Genomic DNA, 19137 nt, shown 5'->3' with positions numbered 1-19137 from the left:
GTCACGTTGTTAATATATCAATTTAAGCAATGCATTTCCTGTCATATGATAGGGGTTATACAGAGTGAGCCGCTGGCGGTGTCACTGACTACGATAAAATCAAGACAATCTTATACGGAGTACCCATGGCTAACTATTTCAATACTTTGAACCTGCGCAACCAGTTAGCGCAATTAGGTAAATGCCGCTTTATGGCGCGTGATGAATTCGCTGATGAAGCCAGCTACCTGAAAGGTAAAAAAGTCGTCATCGTTGGCTGTGGTGCTCAGGGTCTGAACCAGGGCCTGAACATGCGTGATTCTGGTCTGGATATCGCTTATGCCCTGCGCGCAGAAGCCATCGCTGAAAAGCGTGCATCCTGGCGTAAAGCGACCGAAAACGGTTTCAAAGTTGGGACTTACGAAGAACTGATCCCGCAGGCTGACCTGGTGGTTAACCTGACTCCGGACAAGCAGCACAGCGCTGTGGTGCAGGCTGTTCAGCCGCTGATGAAAGACGGTGCGGCCCTGGGTTACTCTCACGGCTTCAACATCGTTGAAGTGGGTGAGCAGGTGCGTAAAGACCTGACCGTGGTGATGGTTGCGCCGAAGTGTCCGGGTACGGAAGTGCGTGAAGAATACAAACGTGGCTTCGGCGTGCCAACCCTTATTGCGGTGCATCCGGAGAACGATCCGAAAGGCGAAGGCATGGCGATCGCTAAAGCCTGGGCTGCGGCAACGGGTGGTCATCGTGCAGGTGTACTGGAATCGTCCTTCGTCGCCGAAGTGAAATCTGACCTGATGGGCGAGCAGACCATCCTGTGCGGTATGTTGCAGGCGGGCTCTCTGCTGTGCTTCGATAAGCTGGTGGCAGAAGGTACTGACGCGGCTTACGCGGAAAAGCTGATCCAGTTTGGTTGGGAAACCATCACCGAAGCGCTGAAACAGGGCGGGATCACGCTGATGATGGACCGTCTGTCCAATCCGGCAAAACTGCGTGCTTTTGCCCTGTCTGAGCAGCTGAAAACTATTATGGCTCCGCTGTTCCAGAAGCATATGGATGACATCATCTCTGGTGAATTTTCTTCCGGCATGATGGCTGACTGGGCTAATGACGATAAGAAACTGCTGGGCTGGCGTGAAGAAACCGGTAAAACGGCGTTTGAAACGGCACCACAGTTCGAAGGCAAAATTGCCGAGCAGGATTACTTTGATGAAGGCGTGGTGATGGTTGCTATGGTGAAAGCAGGCGTTGAGCTGGCCTTCGAAACCATGGTTGATGCGGGCATCATCGAAGAATCAGCTTATTACGAGTCCCTGCATGAGCTGCCGCTGATTGCCAACACCATTGCCCGTAAGCGCCTGTACGAAATGAACGTGGTGATTTCCGATACCGCAGAATATGGTAACTACCTGTTCTCTTATGCGGCGGTTCCCCTGCTGAAAGAATTCATGACCACTTTGCAGGCGGGCGACCTCGGTAAAGCGGGTGCAGCTTCGGCAACGGTGGATAATGCCCAGTTACGCGATGTGAACGAAGCGATTCGTCACCATCCGATTGAAGCGGTAGGCCGCAAACTGCGTGGCTACATGACCGACATGAAACGTATTGCGGTCGCAGGTTAATCTCTCTTGCAGCTGGTCAGTGATGGCCAGCTGCCCCTCCTTCTTTCCCCTTATGCAGTTGCCAGAAAACGGCTGGCAAGCAGGCACCAGTAGGCTGCCGCAGGAATAATTAACTCATCATTAAAGTCATAAGCAGGGTGGTGAAGCATCGGGCCTTCTCCTGCACCGATCATCAGATAAGCCCCTTGCGGATTCTCGTCCAGCATAAAAGCGAAGTCTTCACTTCGTGTAAGTGGCGGTGTATCTGTGCAAATCAGGGATTCATCGACCAGCTCTCTGGCAACACTGATAGCGAATGCCGTCTCCTCAGCAGCATTAAACAGCACCGGGCAGCCGTTGATGTGCCTCACCCTCGCGGTGGTGTTTACCTTTTTCGCCTGGGCGTGAACCTCATCCTCAATACGATGCAGTAACTGCTCGCGGCGCTGTGGATCAAGCGTTCCGACGCGAAGTTTTAGCCGTGAGAGTTGGCCTGGATTACTGTCGGACTGAATTTCGCCGGAGATAATAGTGGACGGCCCGAAGAGTGACGCCTTTCTGACAATAAAAGTTTTGATCTGAGCGGCAGTCAGAAGAGGCATCAGCCTGGCCACCGCTGGCGCTTATTTCAATATTCAGGGTATCGCAGGAGGCCATCATGGCACCGGACCTGAAATGAAAAGCGCCTTCGGGCAGCCCCGGCATGGTATGCAGGGCAAACACAGCATCACAGGGGAATTGTGCAAACAGCCCCTCTGCAAGCATCACTCTGCTACCATACAGCAGCTCCGCCGCTGGCTGGAAAATCAGATGCAGGGTGCCGTCAAATGGTCGATGCTCTGCCAGATATTCGGCGGCACATAATAAAATGGCGACATGTCCGTCATGACCACAACCGTGAAACTTTCCGGTGGTTTTACTACTCCAGGCTTTGCCGCTCTCTTCCTGTAGCGGCAGCGCATCCATCTCTGCGCGTATCGCCAGCACTTTGTCCCCTGTACCCGCCCTGAGCGTAGCTATCACGCCGGTGGTGTCCGATTGATGACTGATGCTGAAACCCATTTTTTCAAGCTGTGAGGCCACTAAATCACGGGTGCGAAACTGATCAAAACCGATTTCAGGGTGCTGGTGTAGATCACGACGGAATGCCACCCAGCTGCTTTTTCTCGCCGCAAGGGCCTGATGAAGCGGATGCATAACTCTCTCCTTGTGTGCAGATAAAACGGCGATCCGGCCGTTACGATAAAATATAAATTATTGAAAATTATATTTTTAATCTTGTTTAACACTATAAATATGCCGAAGCCTGCCGGTCAAACCTAAAGCTCATTTTTCGCTGCGGAAAGGGAGAGCGTTCACAAATTAAGCAGAAGGGGAGAAGAGAACGGGCGGGTTTATCGTGGCTTAAAAGGCGTAACCACCGATATGTGGTTGCAGGAACGTCAGCCGGTTGATGGCCTGCTACTTTCCTGCAACGTAAAAAGGGCCTGATCAGTTACGGTACAGCACCTTAATAATGTGGTAGCCAAACTGCGTATGCAGTGGGCCATAAGGCGTGATGAGTGGGCATGAAAACACCACTTTATCAAAGGCCGGGACCATCGCCCCCTGCTTGAATTCCCCCAGATGGCCGCCTTTTTTGCCTGACGGGCAAATGGAGTGCTTTTTGGCTAATTTTTCAAAATCAGCGCCCTGCTCGAGTTGAGCCAGAATGTCCTGCGCCTGTTTCTCTTCTTTAACAAGGATATGGAGTGCTGCTGCGGTTTTTGCCATGTTCGTACCTTGAGTCATAGGGATGCGGCTGGCTATACTAGCACGCTGTGATTTCTTTCCCCCTGTCATTTCATTGAGTGATTTCCCCTATGCGTCTTAATCCTGGGCAGCAGCATGCCGTCGAATTTGTTACCGGGCCGTGTCTGGTGCTTGCCGGAGCGGGTTCAGGAAAAACGCGTGTTATTACCAATAAAATTGCGCATCTGATCCGTGAGTGTGGCTATCAGGCGCGGCATATTGCTGCGGTGACCTTTACCAACAAGGCCTCGCGAGAGATGAAAGAGCGCGTGGCGCAAACGCTTGGACGCAAGGAAGCCCGGGGTCTGATGATCTCCACTTTCCATACGCTGGGGCTGGAAATTATCAAAAAAGAGTATGCGGCGCTGGGGATGAAATCCAACTTTTCCCTGTTTGACGACCAGGACCAGCTGGCATTACTGAAAGAGCTGACCGAGCCGTGGCTGGAGAATGACAAGAATCTGTTACAGCAGCTGATTTCAACCATCGGGAACTGGAAAAATGATCTGATGGACCCGTCCCGCGTTGCCGCCACGGTGACCTCAGAACGCGATAAGATCTTTGCCCATTGTTATGGTCTCTATGACCGGCATCTCAAATCCTGCAATGTCCTGGATTTTGACGATCTGATCCTGCTGCCAACACTGTTGTTTCAGCGCAATACCGAGGTGCGCGAGCGCTGGCAGCAGCGCATCCGCTATCTGCTGGTGGATGAGTATCAGGATACCAATACCAGCCAGTATGAGCTGGTGAAATTGCTGGTGGGCGCGCGTGCGCGGTTTACCGTGGTGGGGGATGATGATCAATCCATCTACTCCTGGCGTGGTGCAAGACCGCAAAACCTGGTTCTGCTGAAAGAGGATTTTCCGGCATTACAGGTCATCAAGCTGGAACAGAATTACCGCTCCTCTGAGCGGATTCTTAAAGCGGCCAATATTCTGATTGCGAATAATCCACACGTTTTTGAAAAGCGTCTGTTTTCAGAGCTGGGCTACGGTGCGGAGCTGAAAGTGGTGACCGCCAATCATGAAGAGCACGAAGCCGAGCGGGTCACCGGCGAGCTGATTGCCCATCACTTCATCAATAAGACTGGCTATAAAGATTACGCCATTCTCTATCGCGGTAACCATCAGTCGCGTGTTTTTGAAAAGATGCTGATGCAGAACCGTATCCCTTACCGCATTTCTGGCGGCACGTCGTTCTTTTCCAGACCGGAAATAAAAGATCTGCTTGCCTACCTGCGCGTACTGACCAATGAGAACGACGACAGCGCTTTTATGCGCATCGTTAACACGCCGAAGCGTGAAATTGGCCCGGCAACCTTACAAAAGCTGGGCGAGTGGGCGCTGCAACGCAACAAGAGCCTGTTCAGCGCCAGTTTTGATCTGGGCTTAGGGCAAACGTTAAGCGGGCGGGGTCTGGAATCGTTACAGCGTTTTACCGTCTGGCTGCGTGAGATTGCCGTTCTGGCGGAACGGGAGCCGGTCAGCGCAGTGCGTGATTTGATCCGTGGCATCGATTACGAAAGCTGGCTGTTTGAAACCTCTACCAGCCCCAAAGCCGCCGAAATGCGCATGAAGAATGTTAATACGCTGTTCCAGTGGATGACGGAAATGCTTGAGGGCAGCGATATTGATGAACCCATGACGCTGACGCAGGTGGTTACACGCTTTACGCTTCGCGACATGATGGAACGCGGTGAAAGCGATGAAGAGGCCGATCAGGTACAGCTGATGACGCTACATGCGTCGAAAGGGCTGGAGTTTCCCTATGTCTACCTGGTCGGTATGGAAGAGGGATTGCTGCCTCACCAGAGCAGCATTGATGAAAATAATGTCGAGGAAGAGCGCCGTCTTGCCTATGTCGGCATCACCAGAGCACAAAAAGAGCTGACCTTTACCCTGTGCCGCGAACGTCGCCAGTATGGCGAGCTGGTGCGGCCGGAACCGAGCCGTTTTTTACTGGAGTTGCCACAGGACGATCTCAGCTGGGAAACCGAACGCAAAGTGGTCAGCGCGCAGGAACGGATGCAGACCGGACAGAGCCGCGTCGCTGGCTTGCGGGCGATGCTGGATAAGGCGAAAAATAACGCCTGACCTGCTTTAACGGGTGGTTAGCCACTGAAAGAAGATTGCTTAAATACCTGTTTTTCAGTGGCCCGACTGCCACTTCCCATTGCCCCAGCCCCTTTTGTCATGCCATCACCGCCGCCCCCTTTCCCGGACGATTATTTCGACAATTTATTATCACAACCGGGAACCTCATTACCTGGGCTACCACCTAAACCACATCGCGATAATTGTGGGCCTTCAATCCCCTCCATAACCAATGATCAGGACAGATCTCAGCTTCTTGTAAGGGTTTATTATGATGATTCAAAACAGAGTGACGGGTTTGTCCACGCCGACTTTTTCTGAAAGCGCGGGCAGCCAGGCCCAGGATCCGCTGAAACAGTCGTTAGCGGGTTGTCATGGTGCTGGTGGTGGTTCATTTTCTTCGGTTTCAAATTCCCCCATTTCCTATGGCAAAACCACATCGCCCGATGCCTTGCAATCAGGTGCTGCGGGAACGAACTCGGGTCAGCCAACTTTGCAGTCGGCATTAACCCAGATTGCTCAGTTGCTGCGTGAACTGTTGCCACTATTGCTCTCACGTATGTCGCAAAATAATCAATCATCTGGCACAGGCGGTGGGCAGCAGGGTAGCGGCTCGTCTTTGGGCGGTTCCGGGCAGCAGGGAAGTGGGCAGAATACGTCTGGTACAAACAATCCCATCGATTTTTCTAAATTCGCTTCGCCATCAAATAATCTTCCTGCCACCAACAGTGGCACGTCGTCGTCAGACAGCATAAAAGGCACGTCGCTGGCGGCCGCGCCAGTGAGCGTTAACTCTCCGGTAAAAGAGACCTCGCTGGCGGCCTCACCCGTTACAACCAGTTCCACATCCAGTGACACCTCATCAATCAAAGGAACATCACTGGCAGCGTCACCTGTGACCACATCGTCCAGTGGCAGTACGCCAGCAAAAGAGACGTCAACAGATAACACCACCGTCAGCGCCCCGACATCAAAGTCAGTGGCGGCTACGCCAGCGGCGGATGCGACTCACAGCGTCAGTTCGACCAGTAAAGTCTCTGCCACCAGCGCAACGTCAGAGGTTTCCTCCAGCAAAAGTACCGGGCTTGCCGGCATGACAGGTTTCGCCAAAGCTGCGAACACCACCGGGGGGGCCGGGGGGAAAGTGGTGACGGTATCCACCGTGGATGAATTGCAAAAAAGTCTGGAAGGCGATGAACCGACGACCATCAAGCTCTCTAAAGATCTGTCGTCTGCTGACAAAGTCGTGCTGAAATTTGGGGCGAACAAGACTCTGGAAGGGACATCGGAAGGGACCGGACTGCACAATATCTATCTCGCCAGTGACAAAACGGCGGGTAATGATGTGTTCCAGAACCTTAATTTCACCCATGACGATCGTTATCGCGCTAACGGTGATATTCCGCTCTTTATCAGCAATGGCTCGGGATACTGGATTGACCACAACACCTTCTCCGGGACCAAAGACAAGGATGCCACCGGGCTGGATAAATTACTGTATGTCGGCGGTACGGCAGACAATGTGACACTGAGCAACTCTGTCTTTAAGGACAATGAGTACGGCGTGATCCTTGGTCAGCCCGATGACTCTGCGTCGGCAAAACAAACTTATGGCGGATATCCGCGCATGACGATTGCCAATAACGTCTTTGACAATCTGGATGTGCGTGCGCCTGGTTTGATGCGTCAGGGGAAATTTGATGTCTACAACAACACCATCAACAATTTCCATCTGGGTTACACCATCGCTTCCAATGCCACGGTCCTTTCGCAGTCAAACTATTTTAATGGTGGCTATGATGTTAATGCGAAAAGCAGTAACTCTGGCGTACTGGACGATAAAGGTGATGCCGCTGGTTTTAAAGATATTGGCAGTAATGTCAGCTTTAAACAGAGTTCAGCCACCACTGACTGGGTGCCAGACTACAGCCGCACAATAAAAACACCGGAAGAGGCCAATGCATATAACCTGGCTAATGCCGGGGCGGGCAAGGGCAGTTTCGCCTCTTAATTTCTGAGCGGCCCGCCGGGCGGGCCTGCACGGATTTAATGAATGGTCAGCTGCCGCTGAACATAGCTCTGCCAGTGACACTCCTGCTCAAGCAGTTCAGCCCTTAAGGGATGTGAATCCAGCCAGCCAGCGGGCAGTGTCAGATCAAGCGCATCACCATTGGTATGCAGTGTAACCACGGGCAGCGTGTCATCACGACGACGGCTGGCGAGGATGATGGCCAGCCGCAGTAAACAACATAATCTTTCCGCCGTTTGCGATGGCAGCGTGTTTTGCTGGCTGAATAATGCCAGATCGATGCTGTTTGCCTGATTTTGTAACAGCGTTGCCAACAGTTTTTTCTGGGCTGGAGTAAAACCGGGAAGATCAAGATGACGGATAAGATAGGCGGCGTGTTGCGGGGCCTGTCTGAAATCAACGCTGAGGCCGATTTCATGGATTAGAGAGGCACTGTCGAGTAACTCGCGACAGCGTTCGTCCAGTTGCCAGCTGTCGCTAACCTGCTGTGCAAAGCTTTCTGCCAGCAGGCGTACGCGATCGGCCTGCTCAGCATCGATACTGAAACGACGCTGGATATTATGCAGCGTACGGCCACGGATATCGTGATCTGTTGGCAGATTCAGCATCCCGTACACCAGACCTTCACGTAGTGCCCCGCCCGCCAGCGTCATGGTGGTGATCGACAGCTCGGTAAAGATGGCGATCAAAATCGACAAACCGCTGGGGAAAACCAGCGCACGTTCCAGCGTCAGTCCTTCAATTTCCAGTTCTTCCAGCTTGCCACACTGAATAGCGCGCAGCTTAAGCTGTTGCAGTTTATTCAGTGTGATACGCTCGTCCATGCCCTGCGCAATCATAATTTCCTGTAGCGCCTGCACCGTGCCGGAAGCCCCAACGCACACCTCCCATCCCTGCTCACGTAGCTGGTCGACTACCGGGCGAATTTGCTCACGGGCGGCATTTTCCGCCTGAGCGAAATTGTCTCTGGTCAGGTGACGATTGCCAAAGTAGCGTTCCAGCCAGGTGACGCAGCCCATTGGCAGACTCAGCAGCGTGGTGGTCTGTGAACCGCTGCCGGTAACCAGCTCTGTGCTGCCGCCGCCGATGTCCACCACCAGACGTTTATCAGGGCCACCGGTGGTGTGCGCCACGCCCTGATAAATCAGACGTGCTTCTTCTTCGCCGCTGATGACGTTTACCGGACAGTTAAGAATTTGTCGGGCTTTTTGCAGAAAAGTATCGGCGTTGGTGGCAATACGCAGCGTCGCTGTGGCAACGACGCGGACCCGCTCTGGTGGGATATCCTGTAATTGTTCTGAGAACAAACGCAGGCACTGCCAGCCTCGCTCCATCGCCTCTTCTGACAGCTGATGGTTGCCGTCGAGGCCCGCCGCCAGTCGTACTTTGCGCTTGATGCGTGCCAGGGTCTGGACATTGCCTGCCACTTCGCGCACCACCAACATATGAAAGCTGTTAGACCCTAAATCTATCGCAGCATAAAGCGATGATGCGCCTGGCATAGCTGTTTAACCTGAACGTTTGCGGTTGGTGTTGCGAGGCGCACCGCTGCGGCGATTATTATTACCGCCACGACGAGGACCGTTGCCAGAGCGATTTCGCGTCAGACGCTTTGGCGGAGGCAGATCGGTCATCAGCGCATCACTGTTGTAGCGGCTCACACTAATACTGTGGCCGATGTACTCTTCAATTGCTGGCAGGTTCAGTGCGTACTCTTCGCAAGCCAGGCTGATTGAGTGCCCGTTGGCACCAGCTCGTCCGGTACGACCAATACGATGCACATAGTCTTCGCGATCATCAGGCAGATCGTAGTTAAACACGTGGGTTACTGCCGGGATATGCAGACCCCGCGCCGCAACGTCAGTTGCAACCAGAATATCCACGTCACCTTTAGTAAAATCATCCAGGATACGCAGGCGCTTTTTCTGTGCCACATCACCGGTTAGCAGACCAACCCGATGACCGTCGGCTGCCAGATGGCCCCAGATATCCTCGCAACGGTGCTTGGTATTAGCAAAAATAATGGCGCGGTCTGGCCACTCTTCTTCCAGCAACGTTTGTAGCAGCCGCATTTTCTCTTCATTAGAAGGATAAAAAAGCTCTTCTTTAATACGATGCCCGGTTTTTTGCTCGGGTTCGACTTCCACGTATTCGGCGTTATTCATATTTTCGAACGCCAGTTCGCGCACGCGGAAGGAGAGGGTGGCAGAAAACAGCATATTCAGACGCTGATTAGCCGCAGGCATACGACGAAACAGCCAGCGAATATCTTTAATAAAGCCAAGATCAAACATCCGGTCAGCTTCATCGAGCACTACAACCTGGATGGCGCCTAAATTGACGTGATTTTGTTTGGCATAGTCGATCAGCCTGCCGGTCGTGCCGATCAGGATATCAACGCCGCTTTCCAGCACTTTCAGCTGTTTATCATAGCCGTCGCCGCCGTAAGCCAGCCCGAGATTCAGGCCCGTTGCCTGTGCCAGCGGTTCAGCATCAGCATGGATCTGCACGGCAAGCTCACGTGTGGGTGCCAGAATTAACGCACGTGGCTGATTCACCTGGCGGCCGTCCGGCGCAGGGTGAGAAAGAAGATGATGAAACGTTGACGTCAGAAACGCCATCGTTTTGCCAGTACCGGTTTGCGCCTGTCCCGCGATATCACGCCCGGAGAGCGTAAAAGGTAATGCCAGCGCCTGAATAGGCGTGCAATAGTGAAAGCCTTTACTTTCAAGGGCTTCAACAACCTTTGGGTGCAGGGCGAAGTCGGAAAACTTCTGTTCGGTTAAGTGTGTTTTGCTCATAGTGTGGTAGAATATCAGCTTACTATTGCTTTACGAAAGCGTATCCGGTGAAATAAAACCAAACTCTGTTGGCATATTTTACGCCAACCAGCCAGGCATAATCTTTTGGAGTAAGACATGAGCAGCGATAAAATTGTCCATCTGACCGACGACAGCTTTGAAACCGACGTACTGAAAGCAGAGGGTTTGACGCTGGTCGACTTCTGGGCGGAGTGGTGTGGCCCATGCAAAATGATCGCCCCCATTCTTAATGAAGTCGCTGAAGAATACGACGGCAGGTTGACAATCGCCAAACTGAATATTGACGAAAACCCGGGCACTGCGCCTAAGTATGGTATTCGCGGTATTCCAACTTTGCTGCTTTTTAAAAATGGTGAAGTGGTGGCAACGAAAGTTGGTGCGCTTTCCAAAGGCCAGCTTAAAGAGTTTCTGAACGCGAATCTGGGCTAAACAGCTTTTCCGGCGGCTGACGGTGGGTACGGATATGCCCCATCCGTCCGGCCTCCGGTATATTTTTAGAACAACCCTGGACGTTTAGCATCAGACATGCTAATTTGAATTTCACTGCACGAAGAACTTACCTGTATTTGAATCTTAGATATGCTCCTTGTTGGACACTGTATACACCCTGATATTTACAGATACCCAACAACCTGGCGGTTAGTATCATCAGTATTTCGGCCTCTTGTCTGTTACCGTCTCCTCGTTTCTGATGCACGTTTTCCTGTACGTCATCGTCGGGACTTTGACAAGAAAGCCATTAGCAGGCATGGATTTTTTGCCATACCACTTACAACAAACATTTCGAGATTTACCCCGAGTTTAAGAACCCACCATTATGAATCTTACCGAATTAAAAAATACGCCGGTTTCTGACCTGATTACCCTCGGCGAAAACATGGGGCTGGAAAACCTGGCGCGTATGCGTAAGCAGGACATTATTTTCGCCATCCTCAAACAACATGCAAAAAGTGGCGAAGATATCTTCGGTGATGGCGTACTGGAGATATTGCAGGATGGATTTGGATTCCTCCGCTCTGCTGACAGCTCCTACCTCGCCGGTCCTGATGATATCTATGTTTCTCCCAGCCAGATTCGCCGCTTTAACCTCCGCACGGGTGACACCATTTCCGGTAAAATCCGTCCGCCAAAAGAGGGTGAGCGTTATTTTGCCCTGCTGAAAGTTAACGAAGTTAACTACGACAAACCAGAAAATGCCCGCAGCAAAATTCTGTTTGAAAACCTGACGCCACTGCATGCTAATTCGCGCCTGCGGATGGAGCGTGGTAATGGTTCTACCGAAGATTTAACCGCTCGCGTACTGGACCTGGCTTCACCAATCGGTCGTGGTCAGCGTGGTCTGATCGTGGCACCGCCAAAAGCGGGTAAAACCATGCTGCTGCAAAATATCGCGCAGAGCATTGCCTACAATCATCCTGACTGTGTGCTGATGGTGCTGCTGATCGATGAGCGCCCGGAAGAAGTGACCGAAATGCAGCGTCTGGTGAAGGGTGAAGTCATCGCCTCGACCTTTGACGAACCAGCTTCCCGCCATGTGCAGGTTGCTGAAATGGTGATTGAAAAGGCTAAACGTCTGGTTGAGCATAAGAAAGATGTCATCATCCTGCTTGACTCCATCACTCGTCTGGCGCGTGCTTACAACACCGTTGTACCGGCTTCCGGTAAGGTTCTGACCGGTGGTGTGGATGCTAACGCCTTACATCGTCCAAAACGCTTCTTCGGTGCTGCGCGTAACGTGGAAGAGGGTGGCAGCCTGACTATCATCGCGACGGCGCTGGTGGATACCGGTTCGAAGATGGACGAAGTCATCTACGAAGAATTTAAAGGTACGGGCAACATGGAGCTGCATCTGGCGCGTAAAATCGCTGAGAAGCGTGTCTTCCCGGCGATCGATTACAACCGTTCCGGTACCCGTAAAGAAGAGCTGCTTACCAGTTCAGAAGAGCTGCAAAAAATGTGGATCCTGCGCAAAATCATTCATCCGATGGGTGAAATTGACGCAATGGAGTTCCTCATTAACAAGCTGGCGATGACCAAAACCAATGACGAATTCTTCGATATGATGAAGCGTTCCTGAGTATTGTCGCTGCCAGAAGGTGAAGGGCGTAGCCCGTATTACTTTCTCTCTGAAGTTTAAATACACGGGTCACCAGCAGTAAAACCCGTAGGACGCCACGCGTAAACGTGGCGTTTTTCTTTTGTCAGCTATACGATTAGGCACTGGAGAATCACATAAAAGGTGCAACTCAGGATGAAATACAGCCGGACGCTGCATTTTTTACTGAAGCAAGACGGAAATCAGAGTTTAGCCGCTGTTAATGGCATATAAATTGCTTATAACTACGCGAGATTCTTAGCAGAGAGCTGTTTAATGTGAATTTACTCAATATGAGTACTGAGCTTGCTTTAATTTTTTTGTTTTCACTGGTTTTTCTTTTCTTCGCCCGTAAAGTGGCCAAAAGTGTTGGTCTGGTGGATAAACCCAATTATCGCAAGCGCCACCAGGGTGTCATTCCTCTGGTGGGGGGTATCTCTGTTTTTGCCGGAATCTGTTTCGGGTCGGTTATCACCAATTATTACATCCCCCACTTCCTGCTTTATCTGGGCTGTGCCGGTGTGCTGGTTCTGGTCGGTGCGCTGGACGACCGTTTCGATATCAGTGTAAAAATTCGCGCCTTTGTACAGGCGGCCATCGCCGTGGTCATGATGACAGCGGGCAAACTTTATTTGCTCAGTCTTGGCTATATTTTTGGCCCCTGGGAACTGGTGGTCGGCCCGTTTGGTTATGTACTGACTCTGTTTGCGGTCTGGGCCGCCATTAACGCCTTCAACATGGTTGACGGTATTGATGGCCTGTTGGGCGGTCTGTCCTGCGTCACCTTTCTGGCGATGGGCATCATTCTGCTGCTGGACGGCCAGCAAAGCCTGGCGATGTGGTGTTTTGCCATGATCGCCGCCATTGTGCCCTACATCCTGCTGAATCTTGGCGCGTTTGGTGGCCGTTATAAAGTTTTTATGGGGGATGCCGGCAGCACGCTGATTGGCTTCACTATCATCTGGATCCTGCTGGAGGCAACCCAGGGTCAGTATCATCCCATCACCCCGGTCACCGCGTTGTGGCTGATTGCCATCCCGTTGATGGACATGGTGGCTATTATGTACCGCCGTCTGAGTAAAGGGATGAGCCCTTTCTCTGCCGATCGTCAGCATATTCATCATTTGATCATGCGTGCCGGGTTCACTTCCAGACAGGCCTGCTTCCTGATAACCCTTGCGGCTGCGCTGCTGGCGGGCATCGGGGTGCTGGGAGAATCTCTCAGCTTTGTCCCCGAGTGGTCGATGCTGGTGCTCTACTTGCTGGCGTTTATGCTTTATGGCTACTGCATCAAGCGCGCATGGCGCGTGGCGAGATTGATTAAAAGAGTAAAAAGACGGCTGCGCAGGGCCAGGTAGCCGTGAATACACTTAATACCCTGAAAACAAGGAATATGAAGTATGACCCGTCCTGACGTTGCTGATAACGAACTGGATATCCGTGGACTTTGCTGCACCTTATGGCGTGGCAAACGCTGGATTGTCGGTGGCATGCTGCTGTTTGCGCTGCTGGCTTATATCTGGTCCTTGCTGGTGACGCCACAGTGGAGCACCACGGCGATCACCGATCGTCCAACGGTCAATATGCTGGGAGACTTTTATACCCAGCAGCAGTTTCTTAACAATCTGGATGTACGAAACAGCAGCAGTAGCTTTGTGCCGCCGTCGGTGACCGATGAAGCTTACCGGGAATTTGTCATGCAACTCTCGTCATATGACACGCGCCGTGAGTTCTGGTTACAGAGTGATTATTACCAAAAGCGCCAGACCGGTAACGTCGGCAAGGACGCGGCACGCCTCGATGAGTTAATCGGCAACATTCAGTATCAGCCAGCGGATGCGGCAAAAAATCTCAATGACACGGTTAAACTGCTGGCGGAAACTGCGTCAGACGCCAACACATTACTGCGCCAGTATGTGGCATTTGCTAATCAACGGGCAGCCTCTCATCTGAATGAGGAACTGGCTGGCGGTTGGGCGGCAAAGACTGCGCAATTACAGGCACAGGTTAAACGACAGGAAGCGGTGGCGAAAGCCATCTACGACCGCCAGCTGAACAGCGTACAGCAGGCGTTAAAAATCGCCCAGCAGCAGGGTTTTGAACAGGCAAAAACAAACACGCCGTCAGAACAGCTGCCCGATTCTGAGTTGTTTTTACTGGGGCGTGCCATGTTGCAGGCTCGTCTGGAGAGTCTTCAGGCCAGCGGGCCCGGCTACGAACTGGACTATGATCAAAACAAAGCCATGCTGAATACCCTTGATGCCGGCCCGTCGCGGGTGGCGACTTTCCAGACCTGGCGCTACCTGCGGACGCCGGAAGAGCCAGTGAACCGCGACAGCCCTCGTCGGCTGTTTTTAATGATTATGTGGGGTGCTGTGGGCGCCCTGACCGGAGCAGGGACTGCGCTGGTGCGTCGGCGCCGGGATTGAACGCTGGTAAGCCTGGCGTGACCACAACAGATAAAGGGAAGAGAGTAACAGTGAAAGTATTAACGGTATTCGGCACGCGCCCGGAAGCGATAAAAATGGCCCCGCTGGTTCACGCACTCGCTCAGGACAGTGAGATAGAAGCACGCCTGTGCGTGACGGCACAGCATCGTGAGATGCTGGACCAGGTGTTACAGCTGTTTGCCATCGTCCCGGATTACGATCTCAATATCATGCGTCCTGGTCAGGGGCTGACTGAGATTGCCAGCCGTATTCTTGAAGGGTTGAAAGCCGTTTTTACTGAATTCACTCCTGACGTGGTGCTGGTGCATGGCGATACCACCACCACGCTGGCCGCCAGTCTGGCTGCGTTCTATCACCGGATTCCGGTAGGACATGTGGAAGCGGGCCTGCGTACCGGCGATCTCTATTCGCCGTGGCCAGAGGAGGCGAACCGCACTCTGACTGGCCATCTGGCGTCTTACCACTTTACGCCAACGGAAACGGCCCGGCAGAATCTGCTGCGGGAGAACCTGTCCGCCACGCGCATGTTTGTCACCGGCAACACGGTCATTGATGCGCTGTTTTGGGTTCGTGACCGGGTGCTGAGTGATGATGGATTGAGAAATAGCCTGGCGACACGCTATCCGTTTCTGGATGCGGAAAAAAAGATGGTCCTTGTCACCGGACACCGGCGTGAGAGTTTTGGCGGTGGTTTTGAACGTATCTGTAGTGCGCTGGCGGAGATTGCCCGCCTGCATCCGGATGCTCAAATCGTCTATCCGGTCCATCTCAATCCTAACGTCAGTGAGCCGGTTAACCGCATTCTTAGCGGCATTGATAACATCGTGTTGATCGAGCCACAGGAGTATCTGCCGTTTGTTTACCTGATGGTGCGTTCCTGGCTGATCCTCACCGATTCCGGCGGTATTCAGGAAGAAGCGCCATCACTGGGCAAACCTGTGCTGGTGATGCGCGACACCACCGAACGCCCGGAAGCCGTTGAGGCGGGCACGGTGAAGCTGGTGGGCACCGATGTCAAAAAAATTGTCAGTGAGGTGACACGCCTGCTGACGGATGAAGAAGCGTACCAATCCATGAGCCGTGCCCATAACCCCTATGGCGACGGCCTGGCCTGCGAACGTATCGTGCAGGCACTCAAAAATAATCGGGTTTCGTTATGATTTTCAATACCATATCTGTAATCGGGCTGGGCTATATTGGCCTGCCCACCGCTGCCGCTTTCGCTTCACGGCAAAAATCGGTGATCGGCATCGATATCAATGCTCACGCAGTTGACACCATCAATCGCGGCGAGATTCACATCATCGAACCTGACCTCGACAGGGTGGTGAAAACGGCTGTGGAGCAGGGCTGGTTGCGGGCAGCAACCCAACCTGAACCGGCAGATGCCTTTCTGATTGCCGTGCCAACCCCCTTTCAGGAAGGGCATCAGCCCGATTTATCCTTTGTAAAAGCGGCTGCGGAGTCGATTGCGCCGGTGTTGAAGAAAGGGGATCTGGTGATCCTCGAATCCACCTCTCCTGTGGGGGCCACGGAGCAGATGGCCGCCTGGCTGGCATCCGCGCGCAGTGACTTAACCTTCCCCCAGCAGGCCGGTGAGCAGGCTGATATCCATATTGCCTACTGCCCGGAACGGGTATTACCCGGCAAGGTGATGATTGAGCTGTTTAAAAACGACCGGGTGATCGGCGGCATGACCGCCACCAGTTCGCAAAAAGCCTGCGCGCTGTACGATATTTTCCTTGAGGGCGAATGTGTGGTGACCAACTCACGCACCGCCGAGATGTGCAAGCTGACGGAAAACAGCTTTCGGGATGTCAACATCGCCTTTGCCAATGAACTGTCACTGATTTGCACCGAACAGCGGATCAACGTCTGGGAGCTAATCGCGCTGGCCAACCGCCATCCCCGCGTCAATATTCTCCAGCCAGGACCTGGCGTTGGGGGGCACTGTATCGCCGTCGATCCCTGGTTTATCGTGGCGCAAAACCCCGACGAGGCCCGCTTAATCCGTACGGCGCGTGAGGTGAACGATGCGAGGCCGCACTGGGTGCTGGAACAGGTGAAAAAGACCGTAGCAGAGTGCCTGCTGACCAGCGATAAACGTCCCAGCGAGCTGACCATTGCCTGCTTTGGCCTGGCATTCAAACCGAACATCGACGATCTGCGTGAAAGCCCGGCAATGGAAGTAACCGGTCTGATCGCGAACTGGCATCAGGGAGATACGCTGGTCGTGGAGCCCCATATCCATCAGCTGCCTGACGCGCTGCCGGGTAAAGCCCGGCTGGTATCACTGGATAACGCTTTACAACAGGCAGATGTGCTGGTGATGCTGGTCGATCACGCCGTATTCAGGGCGGTGGACAACAACCGCGTCAAATCTCACTGGATTGTCGACACCAAAGGGGTCTGGCAGTGAGTCTGACAGGCCAGCCATTGCAGGCAATCAAGGGGCGACTCACGCCGCTTGGCTGGGAAAATGCCTTTTTTGCGCAAAACAGCGCGCTTCTCAGCCTGGATATACATCAGCCCACTCTTGATGAAGCGCAGTTGCAGGCCTGGGGGCTGGTGCAGGTTAAAGTCCTTTCCCAGCAGACGGCGGAGCTTGATGCGCTGCATCAACTGGGCTTCCGTCTGGTTGAAGGCGAAGCCGAGCTGGTGTTGGGTATCGGCACGGGCGGCAGGCCGGAGGGGATCCGCATCGCTAAAAAAGAGCACATTGAGCCACTGCGTGAAGCCGCAAGCGGTGCCTTTGCCCACAGTCGTTTCCGCCAGCCCTGGTATCAGCCGGGCGACAGCAGCCGCTTCTATGCGCAGTGGGTGGAGAACGCGGTGCTGGGCAGCTTCGATCATCAGTGCCTGCTGGCCGTTAGTGAGCAGGGTGATTTACAGGGTTTCGTCTCCCTGCGCGAATTGTCAGATGGCAGTGCGCGTATTGGCCTGCTGGCAACCCTCCCCGAAGCGCAGGGGCTGGGCGTAGGGCAGAGAATGGTTGCGGCGGCCGTTGACTGGTGCCGCGCCCGCCGTCTGACGCGCCTGCATGTGGCAACCCAACTGGGCAACCTGCCTGCGCTACGGCTTTATCTTCGTTGCGGTGGCGTGATTGAACGTACCGCTTACTGGCTTTACAGGTAACCTTATGATCCCGTTTAACGCCCCCCCGATAGTCGGTAGCGAGCTTGAGTACATGCAGTCTGCGATGGGCAGTGGCAAGCTGTGCGGTGACGGAGGCTTTACCCGCCGCTGTCAGCAATGGATGGAAAATAAATTCGGCAGCAAAAAGGTGCTGTTAACGCCCTCCTGTACCGCGTCGCTGGAGATGGCCGCCATCCTGATTAACATCCAGCCGGGTGACGAAGTGATTATGCCCAGCTACACCTTTGTTTCCACTGCCAATGCCTTTGTGCTGCGCGGCGCGACCATTGTCTTTGTGGATATCCGCCCGGATACGCTCAACATTGACGAACGGCTGATAGAAGCGGCGATCACCGACAAAACCCGCGCGATTGTGCCGGTTCATTATGCGGGTGTCGGGTGCGAAATGGACGCCATTATGGCGCTGGCAGAGAAATACAGGCTATGGGTGGTCGAAGATGCCGCGCAGGGCGTGATGTCCACTTACAAAGGCAAAGCGCTGGGCACCATTGGCCATATCGGCTGCTTCAGCTTTCACGAAACCAAAAACTACACCGCAGGGGGTGAAGGCGGCGCGACGCTAGTCAACGATCCTGCGTTGGTCGAACGGGCAGAAATTATCCGTGAAAAAGGGACTAATCGCAGCCAGTTCTTTCGCGGGCAGGTGGATAAATATACCTGGCGGGATATCGGCTCCAGTTATCTGATGGCCGATTTGCAGGCGGCATACCTCTGGGCGCAGCTTGAGGCGGCGAAGCGAATTAACGATCAACGCCTGCGCCTGTGGCAGCACTACTTTACTGCGCTGCAACCGGTAGCGGCCAGCGGCAGAATATCGCTGCCATCCCTGCCGCCAGCCTGCCAGCACAACGCCCATATGTTCTATATCAAGCTGCGCGATAACGATGACCGCACGGCGCTGATCGCCTGGCTGAAAGAGGCGGAAATCCTGGCGGTGTTCCATTACATCCCGCTACACGCTTCCCCCGCCGGAGAGCGTTTCGGTCGTTTTCACGGTGATGACCGCTACACGCAGTCAGAGAGCGAGCGCCTGCTGCGTCTGCCGCTGTTTTACAACCTGTCTGACAACAATCAGCAGACGGTGATCAACTCTCTGCTGAGCTATTTTTCCTGAT

At 53.4% G+C, this 19137-nt stretch carries 16 protein-coding genes; 11 read left to right on the top strand and 5 right to left on the bottom strand.

Annotated features, from left to right (window positions below; translation table 11 throughout):
• Positions 1 to 125 precede the first annotated feature (125 nt).
• Positions 126 to 1604, top strand: a complete 1479-nt coding sequence (gene ilvC, locus BG55_RS14650) for a ketol-acid reductoisomerase (RefSeq protein ID WP_034938968.1) — start codon at positions 126 to 128, stop codon at positions 1602 to 1604.
• A gap of 50 nt (positions 1605 to 1654) precedes the next feature.
• On the opposite strand, the gene BG55_RS23285 is transcribed toward ilvC, so the two are convergent.
• The 3 genes from BG55_RS23285 to ppiC all read right to left on the bottom strand — a co-directional run bounded on the left by BG55_RS23285 (position 1655) and on the right by ppiC (position 3356).
• A complete protein-coding gene (locus BG55_RS23285) occupies positions 1655 to 2185 on the bottom strand; it encodes a M20/M25/M40 family metallo-hydrolase (protein ID WP_235192771.1) in 531 nt (176 codons plus the stop codon).
• Positions 2082 to 2780: an amidohydrolase gene (locus BG55_RS23280; protein ID WP_052018870.1), complete on the bottom strand. Its 699-nt coding sequence runs from the start codon at positions 2778 to 2780 to the stop codon at positions 2082 to 2084. Before BG55_RS23280 ends, BG55_RS23285 begins: the two co-directional genes overlap by 104 nt.
• Before the next feature lie 294 nt (positions 2781 to 3074).
• Positions 3075 to 3356 carry a peptidylprolyl isomerase PpiC gene (gene ppiC / locus BG55_RS14640; protein WP_034938966.1) on the bottom strand — a complete coding sequence of 94 codons (282 nt, stop codon included), beginning with the start codon at positions 3354 to 3356 and terminating at the stop codon, positions 3075 to 3077.
• Between the two features lie 89 nt (positions 3357 to 3445).
• On the opposite strand from ppiC, the gene rep reads away from it, so the two are divergent.
• The gene (gene rep, locus BG55_RS14635; protein ID WP_034938965.1) at positions 3446 to 5470 is read left to right on the top strand and encodes a DNA helicase Rep; all 2025 of its coding nucleotides are present in this window, start codon (positions 3446 to 3448) and stop codon (positions 5468 to 5470) included.
• Between the two features lie 271 nt (positions 5471 to 5741).
• Positions 5742 to 7481, top strand: a complete 1740-nt coding sequence (locus BG55_RS14630) for a pectate lyase family protein (RefSeq protein WP_052018868.1) — start codon at positions 5742 to 5744, stop codon at positions 7479 to 7481.
• Between the two features lie 35 nt (positions 7482 to 7516).
• Here BG55_RS14630 and gppA read toward each other — a convergent pair whose 3' ends face one another.
• Complete coding sequence (gene gppA, locus BG55_RS14625) at positions 7517 to 9001, bottom strand: guanosine-5'-triphosphate,3'-diphosphate diphosphatase (protein WP_034938963.1); 1485 nt, start codon at positions 8999 to 9001, stop codon at positions 7517 to 7519.
• Positions 9002 to 9007: 6 nt separating this feature from the next.
• The gene (gene rhlB / locus BG55_RS14620; RefSeq protein WP_034938961.1) at positions 9008 to 10300 is read right to left on the bottom strand and encodes an ATP-dependent RNA helicase RhlB; all 1293 of its coding nucleotides are present in this window, start codon (positions 10298 to 10300) and stop codon (positions 9008 to 9010) included.
• Positions 10301 to 10417: 117 nt separating this feature from the next.
• Here rhlB and trxA point away from each other — a divergent pair, with 117 nt between their 5' ends.
• From trxA to rffA, 8 genes are all read left to right on the top strand, one after another.
• Positions 10418 to 10750: a thioredoxin TrxA gene (trxA, locus tag BG55_RS14615; protein WP_034938960.1), complete on the top strand. Its 333-nt coding sequence runs from the start codon at positions 10418 to 10420 to the stop codon at positions 10748 to 10750.
• A gap of 388 nt (positions 10751 to 11138) precedes the next feature.
• The gene (gene rho, locus BG55_RS14610; protein WP_016192346.1) at positions 11139 to 12398 is read left to right on the top strand and encodes a transcription termination factor Rho; all 1260 of its coding nucleotides are present in this window, start codon (positions 11139 to 11141) and stop codon (positions 12396 to 12398) included.
• A 296-nt stretch (positions 12399 to 12694) separates the two neighbouring features.
• Positions 12695 to 13774 (top strand): UDP-N-acetylglucosamine--undecaprenyl-phosphate N-acetylglucosaminephosphotransferase, encoded by a 1080-nt coding sequence (gene wecA, locus BG55_RS14605; RefSeq protein WP_034938958.1) that lies wholly within the window; start codon positions 12695 to 12697, stop codon positions 13772 to 13774.
• Between the two features lie 42 nt (positions 13775 to 13816).
• Complete coding sequence (wzzE, locus tag BG55_RS14600) at positions 13817 to 14845, top strand: ECA polysaccharide chain length modulation protein (protein WP_034938957.1); 1029 nt, start codon at positions 13817 to 13819, stop codon at positions 14843 to 14845.
• A 50-nt stretch (positions 14846 to 14895) separates the two neighbouring features.
• The gene (wecB, locus tag BG55_RS14595) at positions 14896 to 16026 is read left to right on the top strand and encodes a non-hydrolyzing UDP-N-acetylglucosamine 2-epimerase (RefSeq protein ID WP_034938955.1); all 1131 of its coding nucleotides are present in this window, start codon (positions 14896 to 14898) and stop codon (positions 16024 to 16026) included.
• On the top strand, positions 16023 to 17285 hold the full coding sequence (wecC, locus tag BG55_RS14590) for a UDP-N-acetyl-D-mannosamine dehydrogenase (protein WP_034938953.1): 1263 nt from the start codon (positions 16023 to 16025) through the stop codon (positions 17283 to 17285). The genes wecB and wecC overlap by 4 nt, the downstream gene beginning before the upstream one ends.
• Positions 17282 to 18001, top strand: a complete 720-nt coding sequence (rffC, locus tag BG55_RS14585; protein ID WP_235192770.1) for a dTDP-4-amino-4,6-dideoxy-D-galactose acyltransferase — start codon at positions 17282 to 17284, stop codon at positions 17999 to 18001. The genes wecC and rffC overlap by 4 nt, the downstream gene beginning before the upstream one ends.
• Before the next feature lie 4 nt (positions 18002 to 18005).
• The gene (gene rffA / locus BG55_RS14580; RefSeq protein WP_034938951.1) at positions 18006 to 19136 is read left to right on the top strand and encodes a dTDP-4-amino-4,6-dideoxygalactose transaminase; all 1131 of its coding nucleotides are present in this window, start codon (positions 18006 to 18008) and stop codon (positions 19134 to 19136) included.
• Position 19137: the final 1 nt, after the last annotated feature.

The sequence above is a fragment of the Erwinia mallotivora genome (assembly GCF_000590885.1).
Taxonomy (GTDB): Bacteria; Pseudomonadota; Gammaproteobacteria; order Enterobacterales; family Enterobacteriaceae; genus Erwinia; species Erwinia mallotivora.
This window is presented reverse-complemented; position numbering and strand designations above follow the sequence as displayed.